25 protein-coding genes and 2 pseudogenes are annotated in these 26,751 nt (G+C 63.7%); 16 read left to right on the forward strand and 11 right to left on the reverse strand.

Going from position 1 to position 26,751, the window contains the following annotated elements:
- Positions 1-132 precede the first annotated feature (132 nt).
- Positions 133-1,755, forward strand: a complete 1,623-nt coding sequence (locus RM192_RS18930; protein WP_311509218.1) for an AMP-binding protein — start codon at positions 133-135, stop codon at positions 1,753-1,755.
- Between the two features lie 190 nt (positions 1,756-1,945).
- Here the strand turns inward: RM192_RS18930 and RM192_RS18935 are convergent, their stop codons facing one another.
- Entirely contained in the window at positions 1,946-2,746 is an 801-nt protein-coding gene (locus RM192_RS18935) for an SDR family oxidoreductase (protein ID WP_311509219.1), read from the reverse strand.
- Positions 2,747-2,888: 142 nt separating this feature from the next.
- Here RM192_RS18935 and RM192_RS18940 point away from each other — a divergent pair, with 142 nt between their 5' ends.
- The 5 genes from RM192_RS18940 to RM192_RS18960 all read left to right on the forward strand — a co-directional run bounded on the left by RM192_RS18940 (position 2,889) and on the right by RM192_RS18960 (position 7,412).
- Positions 2,889-3,650, forward strand: a complete 762-nt coding sequence (locus tag RM192_RS18940; protein WP_311509220.1) for an SDR family oxidoreductase — start codon at positions 2,889-2,891, stop codon at positions 3,648-3,650.
- An 11-nt stretch (positions 3,651-3,661) separates the two neighbouring features.
- The gene (locus RM192_RS18945) at positions 3,662-4,189 is read left to right on the forward strand and encodes a VOC family protein (protein ID WP_311509221.1); all 528 of its coding nucleotides are present in this window, start codon (positions 3,662-3,664) and stop codon (positions 4,187-4,189) included.
- Between the two features lie 138 nt (positions 4,190-4,327).
- Positions 4,328-4,660, forward strand: a complete 333-nt coding sequence (locus RM192_RS18950) for a DUF1232 domain-containing protein (protein WP_311509222.1) — start codon at positions 4,328-4,330, stop codon at positions 4,658-4,660.
- A 146-nt stretch (positions 4,661-4,806) separates the two neighbouring features.
- The gene (locus tag RM192_RS18955) at positions 4,807-6,216 is read left to right on the forward strand and encodes an aromatic ring-hydroxylating dioxygenase subunit alpha (RefSeq protein ID WP_311509223.1); all 1,410 of its coding nucleotides are present in this window, start codon (positions 4,807-4,809) and stop codon (positions 6,214-6,216) included.
- 11 nt (positions 6,217-6,227) lie between these two features.
- On the forward strand, positions 6,228-7,412 hold the full coding sequence (locus RM192_RS18960) for an SRPBCC family protein (RefSeq protein ID WP_311509224.1): 1,185 nt from the start codon (positions 6,228-6,230) through the stop codon (positions 7,410-7,412).
- Between the two features lie 34 nt (positions 7,413-7,446).
- On the opposite strand, the gene RM192_RS18965 is transcribed toward RM192_RS18960, so the two are convergent.
- Both RM192_RS18965 and RM192_RS18970 read right to left on the reverse strand, forming a co-directional pair.
- On the reverse strand, positions 7,447-8,163 hold the full coding sequence (locus RM192_RS18965) for an SDR family NAD(P)-dependent oxidoreductase (RefSeq protein WP_311509225.1): 717 nt from the start codon (positions 8,161-8,163) through the stop codon (positions 7,447-7,449).
- A complete protein-coding gene (locus RM192_RS18970) occupies positions 8,153-9,175 on the reverse strand; it encodes an NADP-dependent oxidoreductase (RefSeq protein WP_311509226.1) in 1,023 nt (340 codons plus the stop codon). The genes RM192_RS18965 and RM192_RS18970 overlap by 11 nt, the downstream gene beginning before the upstream one ends.
- A gap of 152 nt (positions 9,176-9,327) precedes the next feature.
- Here RM192_RS18970 and RM192_RS18975 point away from each other — a divergent pair, with 152 nt between their 5' ends.
- On the forward strand, positions 9,328-11,661 hold the full coding sequence (locus tag RM192_RS18975) for a TonB-dependent receptor domain-containing protein (protein ID WP_311509227.1): 2,334 nt from the start codon (positions 9,328-9,330) through the stop codon (positions 11,659-11,661).
- A 99-nt stretch (positions 11,662-11,760) separates the two neighbouring features.
- Positions 11,761-12,525 carry an SDR family oxidoreductase gene (locus RM192_RS18980; protein WP_311509228.1) on the forward strand — a complete coding sequence of 255 codons (765 nt, stop codon included), beginning with the start codon at positions 11,761-11,763 and terminating at the stop codon, positions 12,523-12,525.
- A 43-nt stretch (positions 12,526-12,568) separates the two neighbouring features.
- Here RM192_RS18980 and RM192_RS18985 read toward each other — a convergent pair whose 3' ends face one another.
- Positions 12,569-13,360 carry a ThuA domain-containing protein gene (locus RM192_RS18985; RefSeq protein ID WP_311509229.1) on the reverse strand — a complete coding sequence of 264 codons (792 nt, stop codon included), beginning with the start codon at positions 13,358-13,360 and terminating at the stop codon, positions 12,569-12,571.
- Entirely contained in the window at positions 13,360-14,370 is a 1,011-nt protein-coding gene (locus RM192_RS18990) for an NADP-dependent oxidoreductase (RefSeq protein ID WP_311508662.1), read from the reverse strand. The genes RM192_RS18985 and RM192_RS18990 overlap by 1 nt, the downstream gene beginning before the upstream one ends.
- Before the next feature lie 145 nt (positions 14,371-14,515).
- On the opposite strand from RM192_RS18990, the gene RM192_RS18995 reads away from it, so the two are divergent.
- Both RM192_RS18995 and RM192_RS19000 read left to right on the forward strand, forming a co-directional pair.
- Positions 14,516-16,969: a TonB-dependent receptor domain-containing protein gene (locus RM192_RS18995; RefSeq protein ID WP_311508663.1), complete on the forward strand. Its 2,454-nt coding sequence runs from the start codon at positions 14,516-14,518 to the stop codon at positions 16,967-16,969.
- A 119-nt stretch (positions 16,970-17,088) separates the two neighbouring features.
- Positions 17,089-18,006, forward strand: coding sequence for an NAD(P)/FAD-dependent oxidoreductase (locus RM192_RS19000; protein WP_311508664.1), 918 nt, complete (start codon positions 17,089-17,091; stop codon positions 18,004-18,006).
- On the opposite strand, the gene RM192_RS19005 is transcribed toward RM192_RS19000, so the two are convergent.
- The 5 genes from RM192_RS19005 to RM192_RS19025 form a co-directional block, all read right to left on the reverse strand.
- Complete coding sequence (locus RM192_RS19005; RefSeq protein WP_311508665.1) at positions 18,007-18,435, reverse strand: nuclear transport factor 2 family protein; 429 nt, start codon at positions 18,433-18,435, stop codon at positions 18,007-18,009.
- A gap of 220 nt (positions 18,436-18,655) precedes the next feature.
- Positions 18,656-19,015: a Rieske (2Fe-2S) protein gene (locus tag RM192_RS19010; protein WP_409233838.1), complete on the reverse strand. Its 360-nt coding sequence runs from the start codon at positions 19,013-19,015 to the stop codon at positions 18,656-18,658.
- 4 nt (positions 19,016-19,019) lie between these two features.
- Positions 19,020-19,553, reverse strand: a complete 534-nt coding sequence (locus RM192_RS19015) for a VOC family protein (protein ID WP_311508667.1) — start codon at positions 19,551-19,553, stop codon at positions 19,020-19,022.
- Positions 19,550-20,287 carry a glucose 1-dehydrogenase gene (locus tag RM192_RS19020; RefSeq protein WP_311508668.1) on the reverse strand — a complete coding sequence of 246 codons (738 nt, stop codon included), beginning with the start codon at positions 20,285-20,287 and terminating at the stop codon, positions 19,550-19,552. The genes RM192_RS19015 and RM192_RS19020 overlap by 4 nt, the downstream gene beginning before the upstream one ends.
- A gap of 12 nt (positions 20,288-20,299) precedes the next feature.
- Positions 20,300-21,307, reverse strand: a complete 1,008-nt coding sequence (locus RM192_RS19025; RefSeq protein ID WP_311508669.1) for an NADP-dependent oxidoreductase — start codon at positions 21,305-21,307, stop codon at positions 20,300-20,302.
- Between the two features lie 110 nt (positions 21,308-21,417).
- On the opposite strand from RM192_RS19025, the gene RM192_RS19030 reads away from it, so the two are divergent.
- The 3 genes from RM192_RS19030 to RM192_RS19040 are packed head-to-tail and all read left to right on the forward strand — an operon-like array spanning position 21,418 to position 23,514.
- Positions 21,418-21,825: a nuclear transport factor 2 family protein gene (locus RM192_RS19030; RefSeq protein ID WP_311508670.1), complete on the forward strand. Its 408-nt coding sequence runs from the start codon at positions 21,418-21,420 to the stop codon at positions 21,823-21,825.
- A 60-nt stretch (positions 21,826-21,885) separates the two neighbouring features.
- On the forward strand, positions 21,886-22,638 hold the full coding sequence (locus RM192_RS19035; protein ID WP_311508671.1) for an enoyl-CoA hydratase-related protein: 753 nt from the start codon (positions 21,886-21,888) through the stop codon (positions 22,636-22,638).
- Positions 22,639-22,686: 48 nt separating this feature from the next.
- Positions 22,687-23,514 carry a phosphatase PAP2 family protein gene (locus RM192_RS19040; RefSeq protein WP_311508672.1) on the forward strand — a complete coding sequence of 276 codons (828 nt, stop codon included), beginning with the start codon at positions 22,687-22,689 and terminating at the stop codon, positions 23,512-23,514.
- Between the two features lie 10 nt (positions 23,515-23,524).
- Here the strand turns inward: RM192_RS19040 and RM192_RS19045 are convergent, their stop codons facing one another.
- Positions 23,525-24,502, reverse strand: a complete 978-nt coding sequence (locus RM192_RS19045; protein WP_311508673.1) for a quinone oxidoreductase — start codon at positions 24,500-24,502, stop codon at positions 23,525-23,527.
- 352 nt (positions 24,503-24,854) lie between these two features.
- On the opposite strand from RM192_RS19045, the pseudogene RM192_RS19050 reads away from it, so the two are divergent.
- The 3 genes and pseudogenes from RM192_RS19050 to RM192_RS19060 form a co-directional block, all read left to right on the forward strand.
- A pseudogene (locus RM192_RS19050) lies at positions 24,855-25,760 on the forward strand (aromatic ring-hydroxylating oxygenase subunit alpha); the annotation flags it as partial.
- 182 nt (positions 25,761-25,942) lie between these two features.
- A complete protein-coding gene (locus RM192_RS19055; RefSeq protein WP_311509230.1) occupies positions 25,943-26,080 on the forward strand; it encodes an SRPBCC family protein in 138 nt (45 codons plus the stop codon).
- 169 nt (positions 26,081-26,249) lie between these two features.
- Positions 26,250-26,751: pseudogene (locus tag RM192_RS19060) on the forward strand (hypothetical protein); the annotation flags it as partial.

Raw genomic sequence — 26,751 nt, forward strand, 5'->3', positions numbered from 1 at the left:
GGGTCGGGTTCAAGAGGTGACCATGCCTTGCGCGGGGGGGCGGGGGAAGCTGTGACAGGGGTTAGGTTTGTTGCCCGCGCCTCGCCTTTTCGCCAATTGCGGCGCATTGCGGCGGCGGGAGACATGCGAACCATGACCGATAGCACCGTAAAGCCGTGGGACTGGCTCCCGATTCCCGCGCCGCATCAGGCCGCCTTTGCCGAAGGTGGCGTGTGGGCGATGAAGACGCTGGCCGATCTGGCGCGCGAGCGGGCTGCGGCGACGCCCGATTTCGTATGCTTTGTCGACGGCGAGGGCGAATATACCTTCGCTTCCGTGCTGGCCGAGGCCGAGGCCCTGGCGGCAGCGCTTCAGGCGCGCGGGCTGGTGGCGGGTGATGTGATCGCGTTTCAGGTGCCCAACTGGCGCGAAGCGGCGGTGATCAATCTGGCGGCGGTGATCGGCGGGATGATCGTCAATCCGATCGTGCCGATCTACCGCGATGCCGAGATGCTGATGATGCTCGGCGATTGCCGCGCTCGTGCGATCTTCGTGCCGCACGTGTGGCGCCGGGTGGACTATGCCGCGATGGCCGGGCGCTGCCGCGATGCCTTGCCCGATCTAAGCCATGTGTTCACGGTGCGCGGCGATGGGCCGGACGATTATGCTGCGCTTGTTGCTGCAGGAAGTGGTGCAGCATTTACCGCGCCACAAGTTGATCCGTTCGGCGTGAAGATGGTGCTTTACACATCGGGCACGACTGGCCGCCCCAAGGGGGTGTTGCACAGCCACTGCACGCTGACGCACATCGTTGCGGCGAGCGGGAAGCACTGGGGCATGGTAGCGGGCGAGGCGACGCTGATGCCCTCGCCGGTCACCCACGTTTCGGGCTATGCCAACGGGCTGGAAGCTCCGTTCATCTGCGGCATCAAGTCGGTGCTGATGGAGGCGTGGAATGCCGACGAGGCGCTGGCGCTGATTGCGCAGCATCAGTGCGTCGGCACGGTTGCAGCCACGCCGTTTCTGGTCGAGCTGGCGGCGGCGGCGCGCAGCGCGGGCACCGGCCTGCCGAGTTTCCGCTTCTTCGCCTGTGGTGGCGCGGCGGTTCCGGCAGACCTGATCCCGGCGGCCAATGCGGCGTTCGACAACGCACGCGCCTTCCGCGTGTTCGGCGCATCCGAAGTGCCGCTGGTGACGTTCGGCTGGGCGCATGACGAACACCTTGCCGCGACCACGGATGGCGAGGTGATCGACTACGACGTGCGTATCGTCGACCACGAGGACAACGATCTGCCGCGCGGGGCGGAGGGCGAAATCCTCGCGCGCGGGCCGGGCATGATGATGGGCTATGCCGACGCCGCCCAGACCGCCGAGGCGATCACCGCCGACGGCTTTTTCCGCACCGGCGATCTTGGCATATGGTCGGCAGATGGCGCGATCACCATCACCGGGCGCAAGAAGGATCTGATCATCCGCGGCGGCGAGAATATCTCGGCCAAGGAGATCGAGGACGTTCTGCACAGCCACCCGGCGGTGAAGGAAGCCGCTGTCGTTGCCATGCCGCACGAACGGCTGGGCGAGGGGGTCTGCGCCTATGTCATCCTGTGCGGTGATGCCGACGCGGCGGCGCTTGCGGCGCACGTCGGCGCATCGGGCATGGCCAAGCAGAAGATCCCCGAGCGCTTCGAACTGGTGGACGACTTCCCGCGCACGGCAAGCGGCAAAGTGCGCAAGGACCAGTTGCGGGCGCTGGTGAAGGCGAAGGTCGGGGGGTAGTCCGGCGGTGCCATCGCGGACGGCGGAGTGCCCACCCCGCTGCGACTAATTTCACCTTCGGTTCAATAAGTCTCGCGGCCCTCCCGCAAGCGGGAGGGCATGACGTTTACTTCGCCCCTCCCGGTCCTGAGCCTGTCGAAGGGGGGAGGGGTCGGGGGTTGGCATTGCGGCCTCTCACTTCAGCCTCACACTACCCCATCGCTTTCGCCACGCTCGCGTTGATTTCCTCGCGCGTCGGGTTGCGGCGCAGGGTCAGGCCGCCGTTCACTTGCAGGTTTTCGCCGGTCATGAAGCATTCGTCGCTGGTGAGGAATACGGCGGCGGCGGCGATGTCTTCCGATGTGCCCCAGCGGCCGAGCGGATAGCCGGCGCGGAAGGCTTCGAACAGGCCGGGCACTTCCTTGGCGTCGGCGTTCATCGGGGTGTCGGTGAGGCCCGGCGAGATCGAGTTGGCGCGGATGCCTTCGTGGCCGAATTCGTGCGCGATGCAGCGGATGATGTGATCGGTGCCGGCCTTGGTGCCCATGTAGATCGCGTGATCGTTCAGCATGATCGTGGCGGTGGCCGAGCTGATCGTGACGATCGATCCGCCGCGCCCGCCCAAGGACTTCGCCATCTTGCGCACCATCGCCTGGAAGAACTGGTGCGGGCCGACCAGTTGCAGCGCGGTCATGGCATCGAGTTCGGCGCGGGTCACTTCGAGGAAGGGCTTGAGCAGGCCCCAGCCGGTGGCGTTGATCGCGATGTCGATCGCGCCCATCTTCTGCACGGCGCTATCGGCGAGCGCATTGACGCTGGCCTCGTCGGTGATGTCGCAAGGCGCCCAGAGGCAGCCGTTGCTTGCAGCGAAATCGGCCAGAACGGCTTCCTTGCGGCCTGCAACCAGCACGGTCGCGCCTTCGTCGATCAGGCGCTGGGCGATGACCTGGCCCATGTTACCTTCGCTGCTGGCACCCAGCACCACGGCGGTTTTGCCTTCGAGACGATTCATATCCTGCTCCTGATTTCGCTTTGCCTGTGGCCTATCATTCCGCGCGCACTGGCATTTCCTGTTCAAAAGGGGAGTAGTGGCGCGGGCATGCCGCCTTCAAGGAAGGTGGCAACGAATTTTCGGGATTTTGAGGAGCAAGCGCATGGATCTGGGTCTCAAGGGCAAAAAGGTCATCCTGACCGGCGGCAGCCGCGGCATCGGCCGGGCAACTGTGGAACTCTTCGCTGCAGAGGGCGCAGACGTTGCATTCTGCTCGCGCAATGCGGAACAGGTTGCCGAAACCGTCGCCTCGCTCGAAAAGCATGGGCACAAGGTGGTCGGCTCGGCCTTCGACATGGAAGCAGGCCCAGATGCCTATCGTGCCTGGCTCAATGATGCAGCCGAAAAGCTTGGCGGTTGCGACATCTTCGTCCCGATGATTTCCACCTCGGGCGCGGGCGCCACCGGTGATTGGCAGAAGTCCTTTGATTACGATGTGATGGGATCAGTTATCGGTGCCGAAACGCTTGAGCCGTTGCTCGAAGCTTCGGGCAACGGGTCCATCGTGTTCATGTCGTCCACCGCCGGGTTCGAAACGTTCATCGTGCCGCAGGGCTACAACGCGCTCAAGGGTGCGGTTGCAGTCTATGCCGGCCAGCTCAGCCAGGCGCTCGGTCCCAAGGGCATCCGCGTGAACGCGGTTTCGCCCGGCCCGATCAAGTTTGACGGCGGCAACTGGCAGGTGTTCGAAACCGCAGCACCGGAACTTCATGATGCCACACAGGCACAGTTCGCGCTGGGCCGTTGGGGCGGCGCTGACGAAGTGGCACGGACGATCGTGTTCCTTGCCAGCCCCGCTTCGTCGTACACCACCGGCACAAACGTCATCATCGACGGCGGATACACCAAGCGCGTCCAGTTCTGAGGTAACGCGACATGAGCATCGGGGCACGGGCTATCCAGCACATTGGGGTGTCCGTCCCCGATCTGGGCAAAGCGCGCGAGTTCTACATTGGTCTGCTTGGCGCGACCGAAGTGGGCAAGCCGCTCGAATGGCAGGATAACCCATTCATCGATGCGGTGGTCGGGCTGGACGGCAGCGCGGCGCGGCAGTTCATGTGCCGCCTCGGTAATGCCCATATCGAGGTGTTCGAGTACCTCGCCCCGCGCGCAGGCCCGCAAGACCCGAACGAAGGCGTCAACCGCTTCGGCTACACCCATTTCGCGGTGCAGGTGGAGGATATCCTCGCCTGTTACGAACGCCTGCTCGCCGCAGGCATCCGCGTGCACGCCCCGCCCTCGATGGCTGGCATCACGGTTGATGCAGACGGCACCAGGCACGGCTACGCCGCAACTTATTGCCGCGACTTCTTCGGCAATGTCTTCGAGATCATGGAAATCTACGACGACGACCAGATCCGCCCGGTGTGGCGTGCAGGCGAGGGCGTGATCGCGCCGAATTGAGGGGCGAGACGCAACTAGCCGGACGGGGCACACTTTCCCGGCACGGCGCCATTGCGGACATCCAGCCTCCGGTGCAATGCGGGCAATGTGGAATGGATTGAACGAGCCAGATTGTGGGCGCGGTCTCTGAAGAGAGATGTGATCGCTCTTTGGATTGCCGCTCGCAGTTCTTCGACGCCGCTGGGCGCGCGGTTGGCGGCGGGGGCAGTCGCCGCTTATGCGCTCAGCCCTGTCGATCTCATACCTGACTTCATTCCCGTCCTTGGTTATCTCGACGATATCGTGATCGTGCCCTTGGGCATCGCTCTGGCTATCCGCCTGATACCGCCGGTTCTTTTCGCGGACTTTCGGGCTCAGGCAGCCGCGCGGAGCGAACGGCCGAAGAGCTACATCGCGGCGGCAATCTTTGCAGCCCTGTGGGTTCTTGCCGCCACGGTAACCGGCGTGTGGCTTTGGAGACATTTCCCCTGACCACCGCATCGCCGCCGTGGCCCGCCTAAACGCCAGTTCCTAGCCAAAAGCAGAGGGGGTGCGGGCAACGATTCTTGACCTTGGTCAAACGCGCCGCGCCCTGCGCGTGAGACAAACCTCTCCGTAATCTGATGGAGAGGAACACCATGGCTGACCGTGATCCCGGCGCCTTTGCAGCGGCGCGCTGCCCCGGCACGAGTTGGGAAGACATACTGCGCGCCGATGAAGTGCAGCCGCCCGCGTTCATGGCGGAAGACCGCTACGAATATCTGGGTTCAGACCCGATCGACGCGGCGCGCTATTACAGCCCGGAATTCTTCAAGGCCGAATGCGAGAAGATGTGGCCCAACGTGTGGCAGTTTGCCGCGCGCGAGGAAGACCTGCCCGAGGCGGGGGACTATGTCACTTATGACAACGCGGGCCGGTCCTATCTGATCGTGCGGCAGGAGAATGGCAGCGTGAAGGCGTTTCACAATGTCTGCCTGCACCGGGGCCGCAAGCTGAAAACGGACAGCGGCAGCGCGGAGCAGTTCCTCTGCCCGTTCCATGGCTTTTCGTGGAATCCCGATGGCTCCTTGCGCAACATTCCCTGCCGCTGGGACTTTGCGCACCTGACCGACCGGAAGATGCAATTGCCCGAGGCGAGCCTGGCACAGTGGGGCGGCTATATATTCGTGCGCGAGGCTGAGGACGGTCCGACCATCGAAGAGTTTCTTGCGCCGCTGCCCGAGCTCTTCAAGCGTTGGAAGCATGAGGAATGCGTGACCGTGGCCTGGGTGGGCAAAGTGATCCCGGCCAACTGGAAGATCACGATGGAGGCTTTCGTGGAAAGCTACCACGCCTTCGTCACGCATCCGCAACTGATGCCTTTCACCGGCGATGCCAACGCCGCCTATCACGTGCTGGGCGAACATGTGAACGTGAACTACACCCCGTTCGGCGTGATCAGCCCGCATATCGAGGCTCAGGCCGAAGCCGAGCACTGGCCGCAGCAGCGGATCATCGACGAGTTCCGCAAGTACAACGGCCGCAGCGCCGACAATTACGACGCTGACAAGGACAATTACGCGATCACCGTGCCTGAAGGCCGCACCGCGCGCGCGGCGCTGGGCGAGATGATGCGAGCAGTGTCCGAAAAGCAATATGGCGGTGATTATTCGGGCGTTTCCGAAAGCGAACTGCTCGACGCGCTGGTCTACAATGTGTTCCCCAATTTCGCGCCGTGGGGCGGGTTCATGCCCAACATCGTCTATCGCTGGCGGCCCTGGCCCGATCAGGACAAATGCCTGATGGAAGTGCGCGTGATCGCGCGGCTACCAGAGGGTCAGCCCCGTCCAGCGGGGGTGCCGATGCATATGCTGCGTGACGACCAGATCTGGGCCGATGCGCCCGAACTCGGCGTGCTGGGCGCAGTGCTCGATCAGGACAGCGAGAATATGGAGCTGTGCCACGAGGGGCTGAAGGCCTCGAAGAACCAGCAGGTCGAATTGGCGGACTACCAGGAAGTGCGCATCCGCCATTTGCACCAGACGCTTGACCGTTATCTAGGCGCTTGAGGGCTGATACCATGACCGAACTTTACGACAAATACGCCAATGCCGCCGAGCGGATGCTGCACTTCGTCGAGACGAAGACGACCGATCAGGCGGCGGACGTGATGCGCGTGCCGGTGGCCGACTATCTTGATCAGTCGCGCTTCGATGACGAGATCGCGCGGATCTTCAAGCGGTTGCCGTTGATGCTGGCGCTGACCATCGAACTGCCGGAGCCGAACGACTACAAGGCGATGGACGTGATGGGGCGGCCCGTGCTGATCACGCGCGGCAAGGACGGCAAGGCGCGCGCGTTCCTGAATGTGTGCAAGCACCGCGCGATGCATCTGGCGCCGGAGGGCAAGGGCAATTGCGCGCGCTTCGCCTGCCAATACCACGGCTGGACTTATGCAAATGACGGCAAGCTGATCGGGATTGCCGAGGCGAGCACGTTCGGCGATCCGGACCGGCAGGCGCTGCACCTCACCGAACTGCCCTGCGACGAGGCGGCGGGACTGATCTTCGTGATTCTGACGCCGGACCTGCCGATCAACGCGGTGGAATGGATGGGCGGGATGTACGAGGACTTCGCCGCGCTGAAGCTGGCGACATGGTATTACCACAAGAGCAAGCCGATGAAGGGCGCCAACTGGAAGGTTGCCTATGACGGTTATCTGGAGGGCTATCACTTCCAGGCTGCGCACACCAATACGGTTGCAACACGCAGTCCTTCTAACCGGGCCAGTTACGAAGGCTTCGGTCCGCATATCCGGCTCGGCTTCCCGCAGAACTCGATCACCCGGCTGAAAGAGCTACCGCGCGAAGAATGGGGGCGGCAGGAGAACAAAGGCTACGACTTCATCCGCATGCTGTTCCCCAACATGAGCTTCTTCCTGGCGCCCGAAATGGGCCAGCTCGCGCAGCTGTTCCCCGGACCGAACGCCAATCAGAATACCACCGTGATGAACTACATCTTCCCGGTGAAGCCGGCGACGCCCGAGGCGCTCGAAACACTGGACAAGATGTGCGACTTCTTCTTCGATGTGGTCGAGGAGGAGGACTATTTCCTCGGTCTGAAAGTGCAGAACGGGCTGGAATCGGGCGCGATGACGCACCAGACGTTCGGCCGCAACGAACCGGGCAACCAGTTCTTCCACAAATGGGTGGCGTACTATCTGGATGAAAGCGGCAGCACACCGGTGCCGGTGATGAAGGGGTAAAGACAATTCCTCCCCGGTCGGGGAGGAATTTCGCTCAATGCCGCACCATTGCTCCGCCATCGACCCACACGCCATGGCCCGACATGAAGCGGGCGTCGTCGCTGCACAGGAAGGCGATGACGTCGGCGATATCCTCAGGCTGGCCGAGGCGGCGCAAGGGGGCCTTGTTCTCCCAGAAGGTCTTGAATTCGGGCATCTGGGTGAAGGCGGGCGCGGTCATCGGCGTGGCGATGGCGCCGGGCTGCACGCAGTTGACGGTCACCCCGAACGGCCCCAGCTCCGCCGCCGCCGATTTGGTGAAGCCCAGCACCGCGTGCTTGGAGGCCGAATAGGCGCACAGGCCCTCGTCGCCGTGGCTGGATGTGGTCGATCCGATGGTGACCACGCGCCCGTTGCCCGCCGCCTTCAGGTGCGGTACCGCGTCGCGGACAAGGCGGAACACGGTCATCACGTTGACTTCCAGCACGCGCGCGAAATAGGCGTCGTCATGGCCCTCAAGCGGGTGGAAGGCGCTGATCCCGGCGCAGGGAACCAGCGTGTCCAGCCCGCCCATCGCTGCCACCGCACGCTCGACCAGAGCCGCATTTATGCCCTGTTCGGTGAGGTCGGCGAGCATATCGACATCGCCCGACAGATCGGCGGTGAAGACTTGCGCACCATCGGCCCGCAGTCGCGCTGCCACGGCAGCGCCAATGCCCGAACCCGCCCCGGTGACGATAGCCTTGCGGCCCTTGAGACGATCAGAGGCCATCGGAAATCTTCAGCACGAGCTTGCCGGTGTTCGCGCCCGAAAACAGGCGCATGAACGCGGGATAGGCGTTTTCGAGACCGTCCTGCACATCCTCGTCGATGCGCAACCGGCCTTGCGCCATCCATTCGGCCATAACCGCGCCACCTTCGCCGAAGCGCGGTGCATAGTCCATGATGAGGTAGCCGTAGAGCGTGGCCTGCTGCGCGAGCACCTGCCACAGATTGCGTACGCCGATCTTGGTGGGCGAATTGTATTCGCTGATGAGGCCGCACAGCACGATCCTCGCACGCTTGGCGAGATTCATCAGTTCGGCGTCGAACACATCACCGCCGACGTTTTCGAACACCACATCGGCCCCGTTCGGCGCGGCATGTCTGATCTCGGCGGCGAGTTGATCCACCGACTTGCCCTTGTAGTCGATGGCTACATCGAAGCCGTAATCGTCGATCAGGCGGCGGCACTTTTCGGCGCCCCCTGCAATGCCGATCACGCGCGCGCCCATGATCTTGCCGATCTGGCCCACGGCGGAACCCACCGCGCCTGCTGCGCCCGAAACGAGCAGGGTTTCACCCGGCTTGGGCTTGGCTACATCGGTCAGACCGAAATAGGCGGTGAGGCCGACTGCGCCCATGGCTGACAGAAACCGTGATGGTGAATCGACCAGTGATGGATCAACCTTCATGGTGAATCCGCCAGATTCGTTGACCGAATAGTCTTCGAGCGCATTCAGGCCGACGACCCAGTCGCCAACAGCGAAATCGGGCGAGTCCGAAGCGGCGACGACGCCCACCGTCGAGGCGCGGACCGGATCGCCGAGCGGGATCGGCGGCATGTAACTGGGCGCGTCGTCCATCCAGCCCCGCTGGGCAGGATCGAGCGAGGCATAGCAGTTGCGCACGACAAAGCCGCCCGCAGGTGGTGCGGGAACGGGTTGTTCCACAAAGGAAAAGTCTTGCGGAACAGGCGTGCCATCGGGACGGTGGGCCAGGAGGAATCGGCGGTTCACGGGCATTGGTCACTCTCCGGGTTATGAGCGCAAGGATGCCGCATGGGACGATCCGGGCACCTCTTACAAGTCGCAGTTGGTTCCATCCGCACAGGCGACGATTAAGGCGCGGAGCTATTGCCCAGTCGAGGCAATGCGACCCTTGAGGGAGGATAACCATGAAGGCCCAAGCCACGCGGCGTTTTGTCGCCGTTGCACTGACCACGACTGCTCTCGGGCTTTCGATGCCGGCATTCGCCGCTGATGAGCCCCAGGCCGCGCAGGCAGATGCGCAGGCGACCGAAGCCGCCGACACTGGCGATACCGGCGCGATCATCGTGACCGCCCGCCGCCGTTCGGAAACGCTGCAGTCGACGCCTGTCGCCATTACCGCCGTCAACACCGCGATGCTCGAAGCCAAAGCTGCCGTGAACATCGGCGATCTTCAGGGCGCGGCACCGGGCCTGCTCATCACCCAGCAGAATTCGGGCGCGCAGGCTGCCAACATCTCGATCCGCGGCCTGACTTATGCCGACATCGAAAAGTCGCAGACACCGACCGTGGGCGTGGTTGTCGATGGCGTGACCATCGGCACCAACACCGGCCAGCTGCAGGATGCGTTCGACGTTGCCCAGATCGAAGTGCTGCGCGGCCCGCAGGGCACGCTGTTCGGCGCAAACACCATCGGCGGCGTGATCAACATCACCCGTTCGAAGCCGACCAAGGAACCCGGCCTGAAGGCCGAGGCCACTTATGGCCGTTTCAACACGCTGTCGCTGAAGGCGATTGCGAACTACGGTGACGGCGAGAACTGGGGCGTCAAGGCGTTCTATTTCCACAACGAAACCGACGGTTTCTACAACAACGTCGTCCAGAAGAAGAACGGTGGCTGGAGCAAGGGCGACAGCTTTGGCGGCAGCATCCTGTTCACGCCATCGGGCACTGGCTTCGAGGCGCAGCTGACGGTCGAGAAGGTCAAGCAGACCTTCGATCCCGTGGTGGCCAACCTTGCCAACAGCAGCGAAGTGTTCTGCCTGTTCGAGCCTGCCGTCGAGTGCAACCGCAACAACACGACCGATCTGTACACGGTGTTCAGCGCACCTGCGACCAGCAGCTACAGCGCTCCCAACGCCACGCTCGAGCTGAACTACGACATGGACGCTGTGAAGCTGACCATGATCACCGGCTGGCGCAAGAGCACCGAAGCCCAGACCCAGGACTTCGACGGTTCGTCGACCGACCTCTATTACGTCGATCGCCGCCAGCACTACGAACAGTGGAGCCAGGAAATCCGCGCTGCGGGCAAGCTGTTTGACGGCTTCGACTACGTCGTCGGCGGGTTCTACTTCAAGTCGACCTACGACCTGACCCAGTGGAGCCGCGTGTTCGGCTTCAACCCGGCTGTCGTTCCGACCCTGTTCGATCTCAACTCGCAGCACGTCGAAGGCCGCACCGAAAGCTATGCGTTCTTCGGGGACTTCAACTGGAAGCTGGCTGACACCGTCCGCCTGTCGTTCGGTGGCCGCTGGAGCCACGACAACAAGCAGCTGTTCAACGGCTTTGCCGGCGGCAAGCTGATCAATCCCGACAATGTGGACCGCACCCAGTTCGTCCCCGTTGGCACGGGCAATGCGAATTTCAGCAAGTTTACGCCGAAGGTTGGCATTGACTGGCGCCCGACCAACGACCTGATGGTCTATGCATCGTGGTCGCGCGGCTATCGCTCGGGCGGCTTCAGCCCTCGCGCAGCGACCGCAGCCACTGCCAGCACCCCGTTCCAGAACGAAACGGTCGATTCCTACGAAGTGGGCGTCAAGCTTGCTGCATTCGACCGCAAGGTCGAGCTTAACCTTGCCGGGTTCGTTTCGGACTACAAGGACATGCAGCAGAACCTGACCGTTCCTGGCGGCCCAACCGGCAACCAGACGATCACCGGCAATGTTGCAGGCGGGGCGCTGATCAAGGGCGTTGAAGTGGACGGCACCTTCCGCGTGACCGACAACTTCAAGCTGACCGGTTCGCTTGCGGTGATGGACTCGCACTTCCGCAACTTTGTCGCCAATGGCGTGCTCGGAACGGCGATCGTGCCCTTCGATTATTCGAAGAACAACCTGATCTACGCACCGAAGTTCACCGCTTCGCTGGGCGCCGAGTACAAGCAGCCCACCAGCTTCGGCGATATTTCGACGAACGTCGGCTGGCGCCATATCTCGCCTTATGATGAGCAGCTCTCGGCTGCGTCGCTTACCCCGGTCCTGACCGGCGGCACCGTGACCAAGGTCATCGTCAACGGCAATGATCCGCGCGTGCGTACCACCACTCAGGATCTGGTCGACGCCAGCCTGACCTTCAACTTCGATCTGAACGATACCAAGGCCTATGTCCGCGTGTTCGGCCGTAACTTGCTGAACGAGAAGACGACGACCCACGCCTTCACGGTTGCAGGTCTGTGGTCGTTCGGCATGGCGCTTGAGCCACGCACCTATGGCGCGACGATCGGCTTCAAGTACTGAGGCTGACCTCACTCTATAATTGATCCACCTTGTCGGGGGGACAGGGCAGGCGCTTCATGCACCTGTCTTGCCCCCCGCCCTTTTTTGGAGTTGATGCAAATGGCACGTCTTTCCGGCAAGATCGTTCTCATCACCGGCGGCGCATCGGTGCCCGGCCTTGGCAGCGCAACCGCGCAGCGCTTTGCGCAGGAAGGCGCCAAGATCTGGCTGACCGACCGTGACCTTGCAGGCGCAGAAAAGGTCGCAGAAGGTATTCGTGCCAGCGGCGGACAGGCCAAGGCGCTGCTCCATGATGTCACCGACGAAGCGCAGTGGGACGCGGTTTTCGCCGCTATCGAAGCCGAGGACGGCAAGCTCGATGTGATCGTCAACAACGCCGGAATCGCCGTGTTGCGTCCGATCGAGGAAATGTCGGCGGCGGATTGGCGGCTGCAGAACGCGGTCAATCTCGACAGCGTGTTTTACGGCACCAAGCGCGCGGTCGTGCTGATGCGCAAGACCGGCACCAAGGGCTCGATCATCAACATCTCGTCAGTGGCGGGCCTGATCGGCGTGCCTGCGTGCGGCGCTTATGCTGCGGCCAAGGGCGGCGTGCGGCTGTTTTCCAAGACCATCGCGGTGGAAACTGCCAAGGACGGCATCCGCGTCAATTCGGTTCACCCCGGCATGATCATGACCAACATCCAGGGCGTCGCGCTGGAAGACAATGCGGCGAACTACGACGCCACGCTGGCGCTCGTGCCGATGGGCTTCATGGGCGACCCGCTCGACATCGCGAACATGAACCTGTTCCTGGCCTCGGACGAATCGCGCTATGTCACGGGCACAGAGCTGGTCGTCGATGGGGGCATGACCGCGCTTTGACGGAGGTGTCCCCGCGCAGGCGGGGACACCCTTCCATGCCCGGTCAAGCCACCCAGCGGATCGCGTTTTCCACCAGTCGCCGGTAGTCGGGGCTATCATAGGCCGATGGCCCATCGCCCGGTTGCAGGTAGACCAGCCTGCTGTTCAGCGCCTGTTTGGCCCAGCCGACGAGATTGGAGCCGGGCGGGTGCTGCCAGCCCTCGCGGCTGAACATCTCGCCTTTCACCGCAAGGTCTGCGGACCAGAAGTGCTCGCGGTCGAAGGTGGCGGAGGAGCGCAGCAGCGGGGTTACGCTGTCTTCGAACACTTGCCCGAGATAGAGTTCGTCGGTCAGGGTGAATTGCGCGGGCAGTCCGGCGGTGACGGGGTGATCTGCGACCACTGAAATGTCGTGGCGCACATCGTGGCAATAGCCGCTGTCCGCTACTTGCGCGCCGCGCGATGCGCCCGGATGGTAGAAGAACTGCCCACCGAGCCACTCGTGATAGTCGGTCCAGGTCGGCCAGCCGGCCAGCGCGTGATGCAGCGCGACCACACCCTTGCCTTGCTCTAGCAGCGCGCGGAATCCTGACCTCAAGTCCGCTTCAGGTTCGCGGTAAAGCGGCGCGTTTTCGGGGGCTTCAAAGTCCAGCCCCGGCATATCGTAGAGCACCAGCACATCGAACCCGCGCATGCCTTCGGGGTTCATCAGCCGCGCGGCAGCGGGCTGGTCGACCATGGTTGCCGCGATTCCGTCCATTGCCTGGAACATCGCGTCGAAGGCGGTGCGGTCAAACGGATGGCCGCGCACCGCGACGAGGGCTTGCAGCGGCGCGCGGTGCTTGATGATCGGCATCAGGCGGCGACTTTCACGATGACCTTGCCGATGGCCTTGCCCGAAAGCATCCGGTCATAGGCGACGAGCGTGTTTTCCAGGCCTGTCGTCTCGTCGAGGTTCACCGTCAGTGTTTCGGCATCCACCCATGCGCGCAAGGTCGGAAGAAATTCCGCGCCCCGGTGGAGGAAATCCGGGATGAAGAACCCTTCGATCCGCAGCCGCCGCATCAGCACCTGATCGAACCGCGCCGGGCCGGGCAGGGGGGCGTCGTTGTCGTAGGCAGCGACCATGCCGCAGACTGCCACGCGCCCGTAATGCGCCATGTTGGGCAGGACCGCATCGAGCATCGGCCCGCCCACGTTGTCGAAATAGGCGTGAACTCCGCCCTCCACCGTGGCGAGCCGCGCGGCAACATCCTCGTTCTTGTAGTCGATCGCCATGTCCACGCCGAGTTGCTGCGTGAGGTAGCGGCACTTGTCCGGCCCACCCGCGATACCGATGACTTTTGCGCCGAGGTTACGCCCGACCTGGCAGGCCATCGAACCCGTTGCGCCTGCCGCCGCCGATACGACCAGCCATTCGCCGGGCTTCACCGCCGCCACTTCCTTGACGCCGACATAGGCGGTCCAGGCGTTCATGCCGAGCGCGCCATAGTGCTGGCGAATGTCGGGCACGCTCTCGTCCAGCGCCTCAAGACCCGCCATGGCAGGTATGACCGTGGCGTAGTCTGCCCACTGTCCGAACCCGCGCACCAGCGTGCCTACGGGAAAGGCCGGATCGCGGCTCTCGCTCACGCGGCCCAGCACCAGCCCGGCCATCTTCGAGCCGAGCGGCAGCGGCGGCTGATAGCCGTCGGTGCGCGGGCTCATCCACATGCGCGTGCCCGCGTCCATCGAAAGCCAGCCGACGTGGACGCGCACTTCGCCCTCAGCCAACGGGGCGAGGTCCTCGCTCTGCAAGGACAGCGCCGAGGCGAAGTCGCTGCCTTCGGGGTGGCGATCAAGGCGCCAGAAGCGGTTTGCGGTCATGAAAAATCCTCTCGGGGGCAGGGGTGCCGCCGCATCCGGCGCGCCACACCTAGCCAAATGGCGAGGCTAACCCATTCGTGAGGCGGTAATCGCGGGCCGGAACAGTAAACGCGCGACTTGGACAACAATAACGGGAGGATACGTTATGCGTGCCCTTAAGGGAATTCTACTGGCGACTTGCGCATTCGGCGCAGCCGCACCGGCTCTCGCTCAGGATGCGGCGCAAGAGGGCGCCAATTCGGGCGGCCTCGAGGAAATCATCGTGACCGCGCGCAAGCGCGAGGAATCGGTGCAGACCGTTCCTGTCGCCGTCACCGCGATCTCCGAAAAGACGATCCAGCAGCGCGATATCACCAGCATCGAAAAGATCGCTGCGGCCACGCCGAACCTGTCGGTCGGCCGTGCCTCGAACGGCTCGGGCGCACAGCTCACCATGCGCGGCATCGGTTCGTCGTCGACCTCGATCGGTATCGAACAGTCGGTCGCCGTGGTCGTCGATGGCGCCTACTACGGTCAGGGCCGCGTGATCCAGGAAGGCTTCTTCGACCTCAAGCGGGTTGAAGTGCTCAAGGGCCCGCAGGCGCTGTTCTTCGGCAAGAACGCCACTGCCGGCGTGATTTCGCTGACCACCAATGATCCGGGCAATGACCGTGAATTCCTGGCCAAGGCCGGTTACGAGTTCCGCTCGCACCAGTACCAGGGGGAACTGATCGCTTCGGTTCCGCTGTCGGACACCTTCGGCGTGCGCGTCGCCGTGCGCGGTTCGAAGATGGACAAGGGCTTCTACAAGAACGTCTCGGTCAACCGCACCTACACCACGGTCGACATCCAGAACCTGCTTGCGGGCGGTGCCGGCAATGCGACGGGCCACGTGGCTACGCCAGCTGCCACCGATGCACCGGGTGAAGACGAATTCATCGGCCGCGTGACTCTCAAGTACACGCCCAGCGACCGCCTGACATGGACGGTCAAGGGCGCGTTCGACTACAGCAAGGTCAACAACTCGTCGTGGAACTACGGCGCGTACAATTGCGGCCTTGCCAGCGGCGTCAGCCAGCTGACCGGCTACAAGTGTGGCAACGATTTTGTCACGCACCAGAACAACATCCCGACCGACATCGCAGCGAACTTCCCGTTCTCGCAGACCGACGGCCAGCTCTACAACCGCTACCGTTCATGGGCTGTGAACAGCAACCTCGTCTATTCGCTGAGCGATGACGTGACGCTGAGCGCGGTCACCAACTACAACACCAACAACAACCGCTGGGCCTGTGCCTGCGATTTCCAGTCGAGCAATGCCGGCACCTGGGCGACCGAAAATTCGTCGTGGAAGGCGTTCTCGCAGGAACTGCGCGCGCAGACGTCGTTCGACGGTCCGATCAACCTGATGATCGGCGGCTTGTACCAGAAGACCAAGCGCGACTTCGAACAGTACATCATGTTCGCAGGCCTTCGTGACGACACGGTATCGGCGCAGAACCGCTACCTTGCCACGACCAAGACCAGCTTCACCGATGGCGAAACCACCGCGCTGTTCGGCCAGGTGACCTGGGAACTGGTCGACCGTCTCGAACTGGCAGGCGGCGTGCGCTACACCCACGAAACGAAGAGCAGCTACTTCACGCAGCCATACAACAATGTCGGCGTGCAGGGCATCTTCCGCGACAAGCTGGACCCCGATGGCTTCGGCGAAATCACCGCCCAGCAGACGTTCGACGACTGGTCGCCTGAAGTGACGCTGACGTGGAAGCCGGCCGATGGCATTCTCGTCTATGGCGCCTACAAGACCGCCTACAAGTCGGGCGGATTCTCGAACGGCGGCATCAACTCGAAGTTCTCGGCAGACCCGCTGGCGGATCTGACCTTCAACCCCGAGAAGGCCCGCGGTTTCGAAGGCGGCATCAAGTCGACCATCCTCGACAACCAGCTTCGCCTGAATCTGGGCGTGTTCAGCTATGCCTATGATGATCTGCAGGTCGACTTCTTCAACTCGCCGATCTTCGCATTCCAGACCCTGACCGCCGATGCGCGGACCAAGGGCGTCGAAGCCGAATTCGAATACGCACCGCGCGCACTCGATGGCCTCAACGTTCACGGTTCGGTCAACTACACCAAGGCGAAGTACACCAACTTCCCCCTGGCACCGTGTTTTGCCGGCCAGACCCCGGCACAGGGCTGCAACACCGTGGCCGGTGTCACGCGCCAGAACCTCAACGGCAAGCCGCTCTCGGTTGCGCCCGAGTGGACCGGTGCCTTCGGCGTTGGCTATGACGCGCCAGTGGGCGATGCGATGAAGTTCGGCATCAACGTCGACGCGCGCTATTCGGGCAGCTACCTGGCTTCGGGCTTCGGCAATCCGTTCTCGGTCCAGAAGAAGTATGCGGTGCTTGACGCGGGCATCCGCTTCGGCGCCGAGGACGACAACTGGCAGATCGCGCTGATCGGCAAGAACCTGACCAACCGCTTCTTCGTCAGCGGCGTTGTCGATGGTCCTTCGACCGGCGGCGGCACCGGCACAGCAGCAGGCGTTCGCGCCGACCAGCTCGGCTTCGGCAGCATGCCGCGCACCGTGCAGGTGACGGTGACCAAGCGCTTCTGATCCGGGCTTTGCCTTGATCTGGAAATCGGAAAGGCGGGGCTTGCGCTCCGCCTTTTTCGGTTCCGTGCCATTCCTGCTGCATTTGCGGAACCATTCGCCCCTCCGGTGTTTGCGCACGCATGGGAACACAACCGCTCGATTGCCTCGTGATTGGCGCCGGGCCTGCAGGGCTGACGGCGGCGATCTATCTCGCGCGCTTCCACCTGACGGTGGCGGTGGTGGATGCAGGGAAGAGCCGCGCTGCGATGATCCCGCGCACGCACAACCATGCGGGATATCCCGGCGGGATTGCGGGCACCGAACTGCTCGCGCTGATGGCGCGGCAGGCAGGGAAGTTCGGGGTTGCGGCTGAACGTGCCGCGATTGAATCTCTGACCCTTGGCAGCACGGGGTTTCTCGCCAGTGCCGGTGATGCCACGTGGACCGCTCGCACTGTTTTGCTCGCTACCGGCGTGGTCAATCACCGGCCACCGATGCCGCCGGGGCTCCATGACGAAGCGCTTCAGCGCGGCCTCCTGCGCTATTGCCCGGTCTGCGATGGCTATGAGGTGACCGACAAGCGCATCGGCGTGATCGGCACTGGCGAAAGAGGTTTCGGCGAGGCGTTGTTCCTGCGCGCCTACAGCGCTGACGTCACGCTCATCGCACCGGCTGACGCACACGTCCTGACGGCAGAACAGCGCGATCAGGCGCGCGAATTGGGCATTGCGTTGTCAGCTGGTCCGGTCTTGCCGCTCAGCTTGCGCGGGGATCGTATCGTCGTCCAAGCGGGCGGTGCGGAACTGGAGTTCGAGACGGTCTATCCCGCGCTGGGATCGGACATCCGTTCGGAACTGGCGCTGAGGCTGGGCGCGAAGGCCAATGATGAGGGGTGCCTTGCTGTCGACGCGCACCAGCGCACGAGTATTGCCGGGCTCTATGCTGCGGGCGACGTCACCCGCGGACTCGACCAGATCAGCCACGCCATGGGCGAGGCAGCGGTGGCGGCGACCGCCATCCGCAACGATCTGGCCGAGTTGCGCCCGCAGCTGCGCTAGTCAGCAGCCCTTGGGCGCGTGCTGGCGGTGAATGTTGCGGAATGTGCGCGACTGGAACAGCCACTTGCCGTCTACCTTGACGCAGGTATCGTCATAGACGCCGCGATCCCGCATGGTCGTGCCGTTCTGGTCGTAGACTTCGGAAGTGTAGCTGCGCATCACGGCCGTATCGCCCGAGACTTCGATCGAACCGGGCCAGGCTTCGAACATGATGCCGGGATAGTGCTTCATTGCCTCGACCCACATCGCCTTGATCGCCGGGCGGCCCTGCGTCGTGCCAAGCTCCGGATAATCGGGCAGCGACCATTCGGCGTCCTCGGCCCATGTCGCGGCCCAGTCGTCAGCGTCGACGCGGGTTACCGCATCGGCATAAGTCTCAAGCAGTTCGCGTATGGCGAGGCGGTCTTCGGCGGGGCCGGTAAATGGCATGGGGGTCTCTCCGGTTCTTGTTGGCTTTGGGAGGAGACTAACCGCACGTCGGCCCTTGCGAACCTGTGGGATAGATGAGGGGGTCCGCACTCAACATGGACATGTCTGCGCGCGTCCTTCGACAGGCTCAGGACGAGCGGCTGTGGGAGTGGACGCCCGGGAAAATACCGTTCGTCCTGAGCCTGTCGAAGGACGCGCGCCGCCGCCAGACTGATCCCGATCACATCACCACGGGCAGTTCGTCCATGCCGGGCTTTTCATCGGGCACGCAAACCTCGATCTGGCCGCCTTCGACGCGCACCGCGAATGTGCGCAAGTCCTTGTACGCGCCGCCGATGCAGCGGCCCGAGGCCATTTCGAAGCGTGCACCGTGGAGGGGGCACATCACCGCGCCGCGCCGGATGCGCCCGGTCGAGACAAGCGCGGCCTGATGGGTGCAGCGGTCGTTCACCGCGAACAGGCCTTCGTCGGTCTTGGCCACAAGCACGTGCCAGCCGCCGAGCTTGGCGGCGAGTTTGCCTTCTGCCGGGAATTCGGCCTCGGGGATCACGGAATGCCAGGTCTCGCTCACGTGCGTCATGTCCTCAATTGAATCGTATCGTCTGGATCGGGTCGGTCCCGCGATAGTCCTGCGCGGCCTGCGCCACCATCGCGTAGAAATCAACCAGCACCGGGGCGGGCGCGTAAAGTTCGGTCATCAGGCCGAGCGTGGCGGTGGTATCGGCAAAGGCAAAGACGAAGCCATCGGTCATTTCGGCGCGCAAGGCGCAAGGCGCGCCTTGGCCTGCCAACCGCGCCAGTTCTGCATCGACGTCCTCCACGAATACTGCCGCGTGATGCACGCCCCAGCGGCCCGATCCCTCGGGATAGACGTCGCGGAAGGGCGAGGGGCCGGGATTGTTCTGCGCGACGAACTCCACCATGATCTCGCCCCATTGCCCGTACGCCGAGGTGTGATCGAGGGTGCGCTCCACCCCGCGATGCACCGCGCGCGCGAGCGGGATATTGTCCGCCACGAAATACGGCCCCGACCCGAATGCCGCGTGGTGCGCGCGGGCGGCCAAGCGCACATCCTCGACGAAGAACGCGATCTGGCGGATCGGGAGTTGTGCCGTCATATCGAGGCGCCGCCATCGACGCGGAATTCCGCGCCCGTGGCAAAGGCGCTGGCGTCGCTGGCGAGGAAGACCGCCATCGCGGCGATTTCCTCGGGCCTGCCGAGGCGGCCCACCGGGTGAACGTCAACGAAGCTCTGGTAGAGCGCATCCGGGTTGTCGGACTGCGCCAGCACCTTGTCGATGATCGGCGTGTGGATCGCGCCGGGGTGGATCGAATTGCAGCGAATGCCATAGCCGCTCTCGGCAAAGTGCAGCGCGCAGGACTTGGTCATCAGCGTCACAGCCGCCTTGGCCGCATTATAGGCAACGAGGTTGGACGACGCTTTCACGCCTGAAAGCGACGACATGTTGATGATCGAACCGCCATGCGCCTTCATCCTGGGCAGAGCGGCCTGCGTGCCCATGAACACGCCGAGCACGTCGATATCGAGTTCGTGGCGGAACTGGTCGAGGGTGATCTCCTCGATCGATCCCAGCGTGGTGATCCCGGCATTGTTGACCAGCACGTCGATCCGCGCAAACGGCGCGAGTGCCTTGGCCCAAGAGGCTTCCTGCGTCACGTCGAGCGAAACGAACCGCGCGCCCAGTTCTGCGGCCAGCGCCTCGCCGCCTGCAGCATCGATGTCCGCGATGATCACGTTGGCACCCTCATCCGCATAAGCGCGCACGATCGCCTCGCCGAGTCCCGACGCGCCACCGGTCACGAATGCGACCTTGCCTTCCAGCACTCCCATTGTTTTTCCTTCTCAGATCAGGACGAGCGTCTTGCCGGTGGTCTTGCCGCCCATCAGCTCGATGAAGGCTTCGGGCAGCTTTTCGAGACCCTCGCGCACGTTCTCGAGTGGCTTCAGTTTCCCTTCGGCAAAGAGCCGGTCGAGCATCGCCTGTGCCTCGCCCAGCACTTCGGGGTGATCATATGTGATGAACCCGCGCATGGTCAGGCGGTTGACGACGAGTTGCCAGAGGTTGCGGTTGCCGTGCGGATTATCGGCATCATTGTATTGCGCGATCATGCCGCACACGGCGATGCGGCCGTGCAGGCGCATCAGCGGCATTACCGCTTCGAGCGTTTCGGCGCCGACATTGTCGAAATAGACGTCAATGCCCTCGGGCGCGGCGGCGGCAATGGCTGCGCCGAGATCACCCACGGCCTTGTAATCGATCGCAACATCGGCGCCGAGATCGCGCACGATCTGCGCCTTGTCAGGCCCGCCCGCAAGCCCGATCACGCGGCAGCCCGCCGCCTTCGCCAACTGCACCACGGTGCTGCCGGTCGCGCCCGCTGCGGCGCTGACCAGGACGGTCTCGCCCGCCTTGGCCTTGCCGATCTCGAACAGGCCGACCCATGCGGTGAGGCCGACCGGGCCGAGTGCGCCCATGTAATGCTGCAGCGGCACGCCGGGTGCGGCTTCGACTTTCTCGATCCCCAGCGCATCGCCGCCGACGACATAATATTCCGACCATACCGCAAACGTGCGCAGCAAGGTGCCGACGGGCCAGTCGGGATTGTTCGACTCGACCACTTCGCCCAGCGACATGCCGTTGATCGGCGCGCCCAGTGCCACCGGCGGAAGGTAGCTTGGCCGGTCATCCAGAAAGCCGCGAATGGCCGGATCGCACGAGCCTACGCGCATCCGCACAAGGATTTCGCCGGGGCCGGGCACCGGGCGCGGGGCTTCGGTCAGGGCGAAATCGCCGGGGACGGGAATGCCGACCGGGCGGCGGACGAGCGTGATCTGGCGTGTGGTTTCCATGGCGCACTCTTAGCGCGTGGGCGCGGCGCACAAGCGCTAGTTATATCGCTAGGTTTCACGGGCGCCCGGCTTGGGTGATCCTGTCGCAAACACGAGAGGACTCCAGAGCCATGACGCCCGAGCAGATGATCAAGTTCGTCGACGACCTTTACGAAAGCACCGGGGTCGGTGATTTCGACAAGGCCGAGACGATGCTGACCGACGATTTCTTCATCACCGAGGCCGATTGCCTGCCGATGGCGGGGACCTATCGCGGCAAGACCGCGCTGCGCGAACTCTATGCCAAGGTCATGACGATGGTCGATGTCGTAGCGCTTGACCGGGTGGAAACGACCGCGGGCAAGGATCACGCGGTGACGATCCTGTCGTTCCGCTTTGCCGATCCATCGGTGCCGCCTGCCGAACTGTGCGAGATGTTCCGCTTCCGCGACGGCAAGTGCTGCGAGATCCGCCCGTTCTACTTCGAACCGTCGGTGTTCCACGCCGCCGTTGCGGCCAAGGCTAAGCAGAGCGCCTGAACCGCTTGCCATCCCGTTCGCCGCCCGACAAAGGGGAGGTGAACGGGAGGTCTGCCACAGATGAGCTTGCGACTGGAACAGGACGGTGCGACCGCGCAATTGCTGATCGACCGCGCCGACAAGCGCAACGCCTTCACCATCGATATGTGGCAGGCGCTGCCCGAACTGCTGGCCCAGGCCGCAGCCAGCCCGGATTTGCGTGTGCTCGTGGTCAAGTCGGCTCAGGGCGGCGCGTTCTGCGCCGGGGCCGACATCGCCGAAATGCTCAGCCACAAGGACGACGCCGGGTGGCGCTGCGCAAACCAGCAGGCGATCAACCGCGCGCAATACGAACTCACCCGTTTTCCCCTGCCCACCGTGGCGATGGTCGAAGGCGATTGCATCGGCGGGGGCTGCGGCATCGCGCTGGCCTGCGACATCCGCATCGCCGGCCCGCAGGCGCGCTTCGGGATCACACCCGCCAAACTGGGCCTGGTCTATCCGCTGCATGACGTGAAACTGCTGGTCGATCTGGTCGGGCCGGGACAGGCGCGGCGGCTGCTTTATACCGGCATGCTGATCGATGCTGCCGAAGCGCACCGCATCGGGCTGGCCGAGGAAGCGGCGGATGACGAAACCGCGCTGGTCGCGCAAATATGCGCCGCCTCGCCCTTTTCGGCGCGGTCGCTGAAAGGCTTCGTGCGCCGCGTGCTCGACGGCCAAGGGGCGGAAGACGAGGCCTCCTTGCGCCTCTTCGCCGCAGCCTTCGAAGGCGCAGACTTCCACGAAGGCACCACCGCTTTTGTGGAAAAGCGGCGGCCCCGTTTTGGCTGATAGGCTGGCTGTGTTAGCCTGCAGCGGAAGGTCGTGAGAGGTACGGGTATGAAACTGGGGTTGCGCATTGTGCTGGCGGGCGTGGTTATGCTTGGTGCGGGTTCGGCATACAGCAACTCCGACGGGCCGGTGCAAATGTGGCAAACACAGGCGGCTCAGCCCAAGGCCAGCTATCTTGGTGGTCAGCCACTGCCGGGCGGCCTGGAACTTGTGCCTCTGCCTCCGGTTGCCGGGTCGGCTCGCGAAACGCGCGATTTGGCCGGTGCAGAAGCAGCGATCCAGCAGCAATCTGGCCCCCGTTGGGACTTGGCCGCAGCGGATGCCGATTTGCGTCCGGGGCGCGCTTCGGCGGCTTTCTCCTGCGCGGCGGGCTTCCCGATTGATCATGATCATGCCCCGGCCTTGAACGCATTGCTGGACCGTGCATTGGCTGATCTCGGGTTGTCGACCAGCGAGGTAAAGAAGCGCTACAGCCGTGCTCGGCCGTTCATGGTCAATGGCCGGCCAAGTTGCACGCCAACGTCGGATAGTGGACTGCGGAAGGATGGGTCCTATCCTTCAGGTCACAGCGCGATTGGCTATGGCTTCGGCCTGATCCTTGCGGAAATCGTGCCTGATCGTGCGGCCCAGTTGGTCGCGCGGGGGCGGGCCTATGGCGACAGTCGCCGTATATGCAACGTCCATTGGATGAGCGACATCGAGGAAGGGCGCAATGTTGCCGCCGCAACGGTCATGCGCCTTAACGCCGATCCTGCGTTCCGCGCCGATCTTGACGCCGCCCGTGCGGAAGTGGCCGCATTGCGTGCGAAGAGCCCGGTCACGCCCACCACTTGCGCTGCTGAGTCCGAAGCGTTGGCCAGGACTGCGGCGTTCTAGAGCCTCGAATTTATGGCAGGAGCACGGTCGACCCGGTCGTGCGCCGCGCTTCAAGTTCGGCGTGGGCGCGGGCGACTTCCTCCAGCGGATAGGTCTGCCCCACGGTCACCGAAAGCGCGCCGCTGGCGATCATCTCCCACACCCGCGCCGCGCCTGCTTCGCGCTCGTCCGGATCGGCGTAATAGTGATAGAGCGTTGGCCGGGTGACGAAGAGCGAGCCCTTTTGCGAGAGTGTGCCGAGCGCGACGCCTGTGACAGGGGCCGAGGCATTTCCATAGCTGACGATTAGGCCGCGCGATGCGACCGAATCAAGGCTGGCTTCCCAGGTATCCTGTCCGACGCCGTCGAAGGCCACGTCGACGCCTGCGCCACCGGTGAGATCGCGCACCGCTGGCGCAACCGCATCGGTCGCGTAATTGATCACATGGTCCGCGCCCGCCGCCAACGCGGCACGGGCCTTGGCTTCGGTCGAAACCGTTCCGATGACTTCGGCGCCAATATGCTTGAGCCACTGCACCAGCAGCAGCCCGACCCCGCCCGCCGCCGCGTGGACCAGGACCGGCATCCCTGCCTCCACACAGGCGCAGCGCTCGATGAGGAATTCCGCCGTGCAGCCCTTGAGCGTTGCAGCAGCGGCGGTCACGTCGTCGATTGCGTCCGGTAGGCGCAGCAGCGTTTCGGCGCGGTAGATCCGCGCCGTGGCATAAGCGCCGAGGGTGGGTCCGAACGTGGTGACGCGGTCGCCTTCGGCAAGGCCGCTCACGCCCGGGCCAACCGCGACAACGCGCCCTGCCGCTTCCGAGCCCAGCCCGCTGGGCAGCGCAGCGGGGTAGATGCCGCGGCGGTAATAGGTGTCGATCATGTTGAGGCCGACGGCGGTATGCGCGACCAGCACTTCGCCCGCGGCAGGGGCGGGGAGCTCGGCGTCGACCCATTCGATCACCTCGGGGCCGCCAGTGCGGGTGATGCGGGCGACGCGTGCGTGCATGGCAAGGCTTCTCCAAGGATATGTGCGGGGGAGATGGATCAACCCTCGCGCCAGGGCAAGGCGTTAAAAAAACCGGCACTGCTGCCTGTAAAAACCTGACACTTTGGCCGGGCGCATTTTGGCGCGAACCGGCGCACTGTTCGGACAGAATGCGGGAGCCACCCGCTGCACGGATTCGAGAGAGGACCAGCCCATGAGCCTTCGCGGCCCAGTTGCCACCCCGATGGCCATCCCTACCCCGATGGCCATCCCTACCCCGATGGACGGACGCGATCCCTCGCACTTGCGCGGCGATCCGATCACAGGGGACCGCTACTTCTCGCCCGAATTCGCGAAGGCGGAATGGGACAATATGTGGACGCGCATCTGGCACATCGCCGGGCGCACGGCGGAAATCCCCGAGGCGGGCGATTTCCTCGTCCACACCTTCCTCAAGGAATCGGTGATCGCGGTTCGGCAGGACGATGGCTCCATCCGCGCGTTCTACAATTCCTGCGGGCACCGGGGCATGCGCATGGTCCACGATTCCAGCTCGGTCGAGGCGTTTCACTGTCCTTACCATGGCTGGCGCTGGGGCATCGACGGTGTGCTCAAGCATGCGCAGGACGCCGATGTCGATTTCAAACAGGGCAACCCTTGCGGCAAGCTCAAGCTCAAGGAATTGCGCTGCGATACCTGGGGCGGGTTCGTGTGGTATTCGATGTCGGACGACAGCCCCGGCCTGCTCGAATTCCTCGACCCCATGCCGCAAGTGTTCCGCAACTATCCGATGGACACGGCGGTGCGGGTGGCGTGGTATCGTATCGAGATTGACGCCAACTGGAAGTTCGTCACCGACAACTTCTCGGAAAGCTATCACACCCGCACCGCGCACCCTCAAGTGCCCGCATGGATCGATCAGGACGTCGATTCCGCACGGCATGAAATGTGGCCAAAGGGCCATGGCCGCACCGTCCAGCCGATGCGTCCATCGCTGACCGACCGCCCTGCCGAGGGCACCGAACACGTCTTTGCGCATATTCTGCGCCAGTGGGACATCGATCCCGCCGCTTACGCCACGTATGAAGACTTCGCGCTGCAGGGGTGGAAGGACCTCAAGGCCGCGAAGCGCAAGCTGTGGCGGGAGCGCGGATATCTCCATTACGAGCACATGGACGACGAGGAGATCACCGACAGCCCGCACACGGTGATGTTCCCCAACGTGACGATCAGCTTCCTGCCCGACAACCTGATCCTGTTCCGAAGCGAACCGCACCCGTCCAACCCTGAGCGATCCTACTTCGACTTGTGGTGCATGGCCTTCCCGGTGGAGGGGCAGAAGGAAGTGGAATCGATCATGGCGGGCGTGCGTCCGTTCAAGGAAGTGGCCGAATGCGAACACCGCGTGTTCGATGGCGGACGCGGCGTGCCCGAGCTTGCCGCCAGATCGTCTATCAGGACATGGAATTGGCCGAGGCGATGCAGGAAGGCATGCACTCGCGCGGCTATACTGACGCACACCTGTCCGATCAGGAAACCCGCATCCGCTTTTTCCACGAAACGCTGAACGACTGGATCGCAGGGCGGCAGGGGCGGTGAGGGCTTAGCGCCCCGCCAGCCCTCACCGCCGCATCTGCAAACCAAAGGACCACCAATGACACTTTACCCTCGGGCAAAGTGTCACCCGCGACAAATGTGGGATCAGGGGGCGAAAGGCGCAGAAAGGGGATTCACGGGAATCCCGTTATGTGCTTCCTTGAATCCCGTAATGTTCCACTCTGCAATCACAACCGCGCCTCCATCAGCGCAAGGCCCCCAGGGCGAGATGGCGCGGCTGCTCGACCTGCTCGCCCATGTCAGCACGCGGCCACGCTATGCTTTCATGGTGTTGAGCCTTATTGCTGAAGTGGCCAGCGCCGATGGCGAGGCGGGGCCGTTCGTCAAGCGCGGGCGCGAACAGCACACCTTGCGCGATTGGTTATGTGACAGCCTTGCCCCGATGGGTGGCCGCGATCCGCGCCGCATAGCGCTGGCGGCCCGCGTAGAGGCTGACCTCGTTGCTGCCGGAACACTCCCGGCCGATCAGGCGAAATCCGCCGCGCTGGTCGAACAGGAACTGCGCGACCGTATCCGCGCCTCGGGCAAGACGAACTTGAGCCGCGCGGTGTCAGAACTGGTAAAGCGGGGCTGCTGCGCCGCTATTACGCGGGCTATGCCGTCGACCATGAAAATCGCGGTGGACAGCGCCACGCGGTCTATGTGCTGCTCGG

Source organism: Novosphingobium sp. MMS21-SN21R, assembly GCF_031846015.1.
Lineage (GTDB): Bacteria > Pseudomonadota > Alphaproteobacteria > Sphingomonadales > Sphingomonadaceae > Novosphingobium.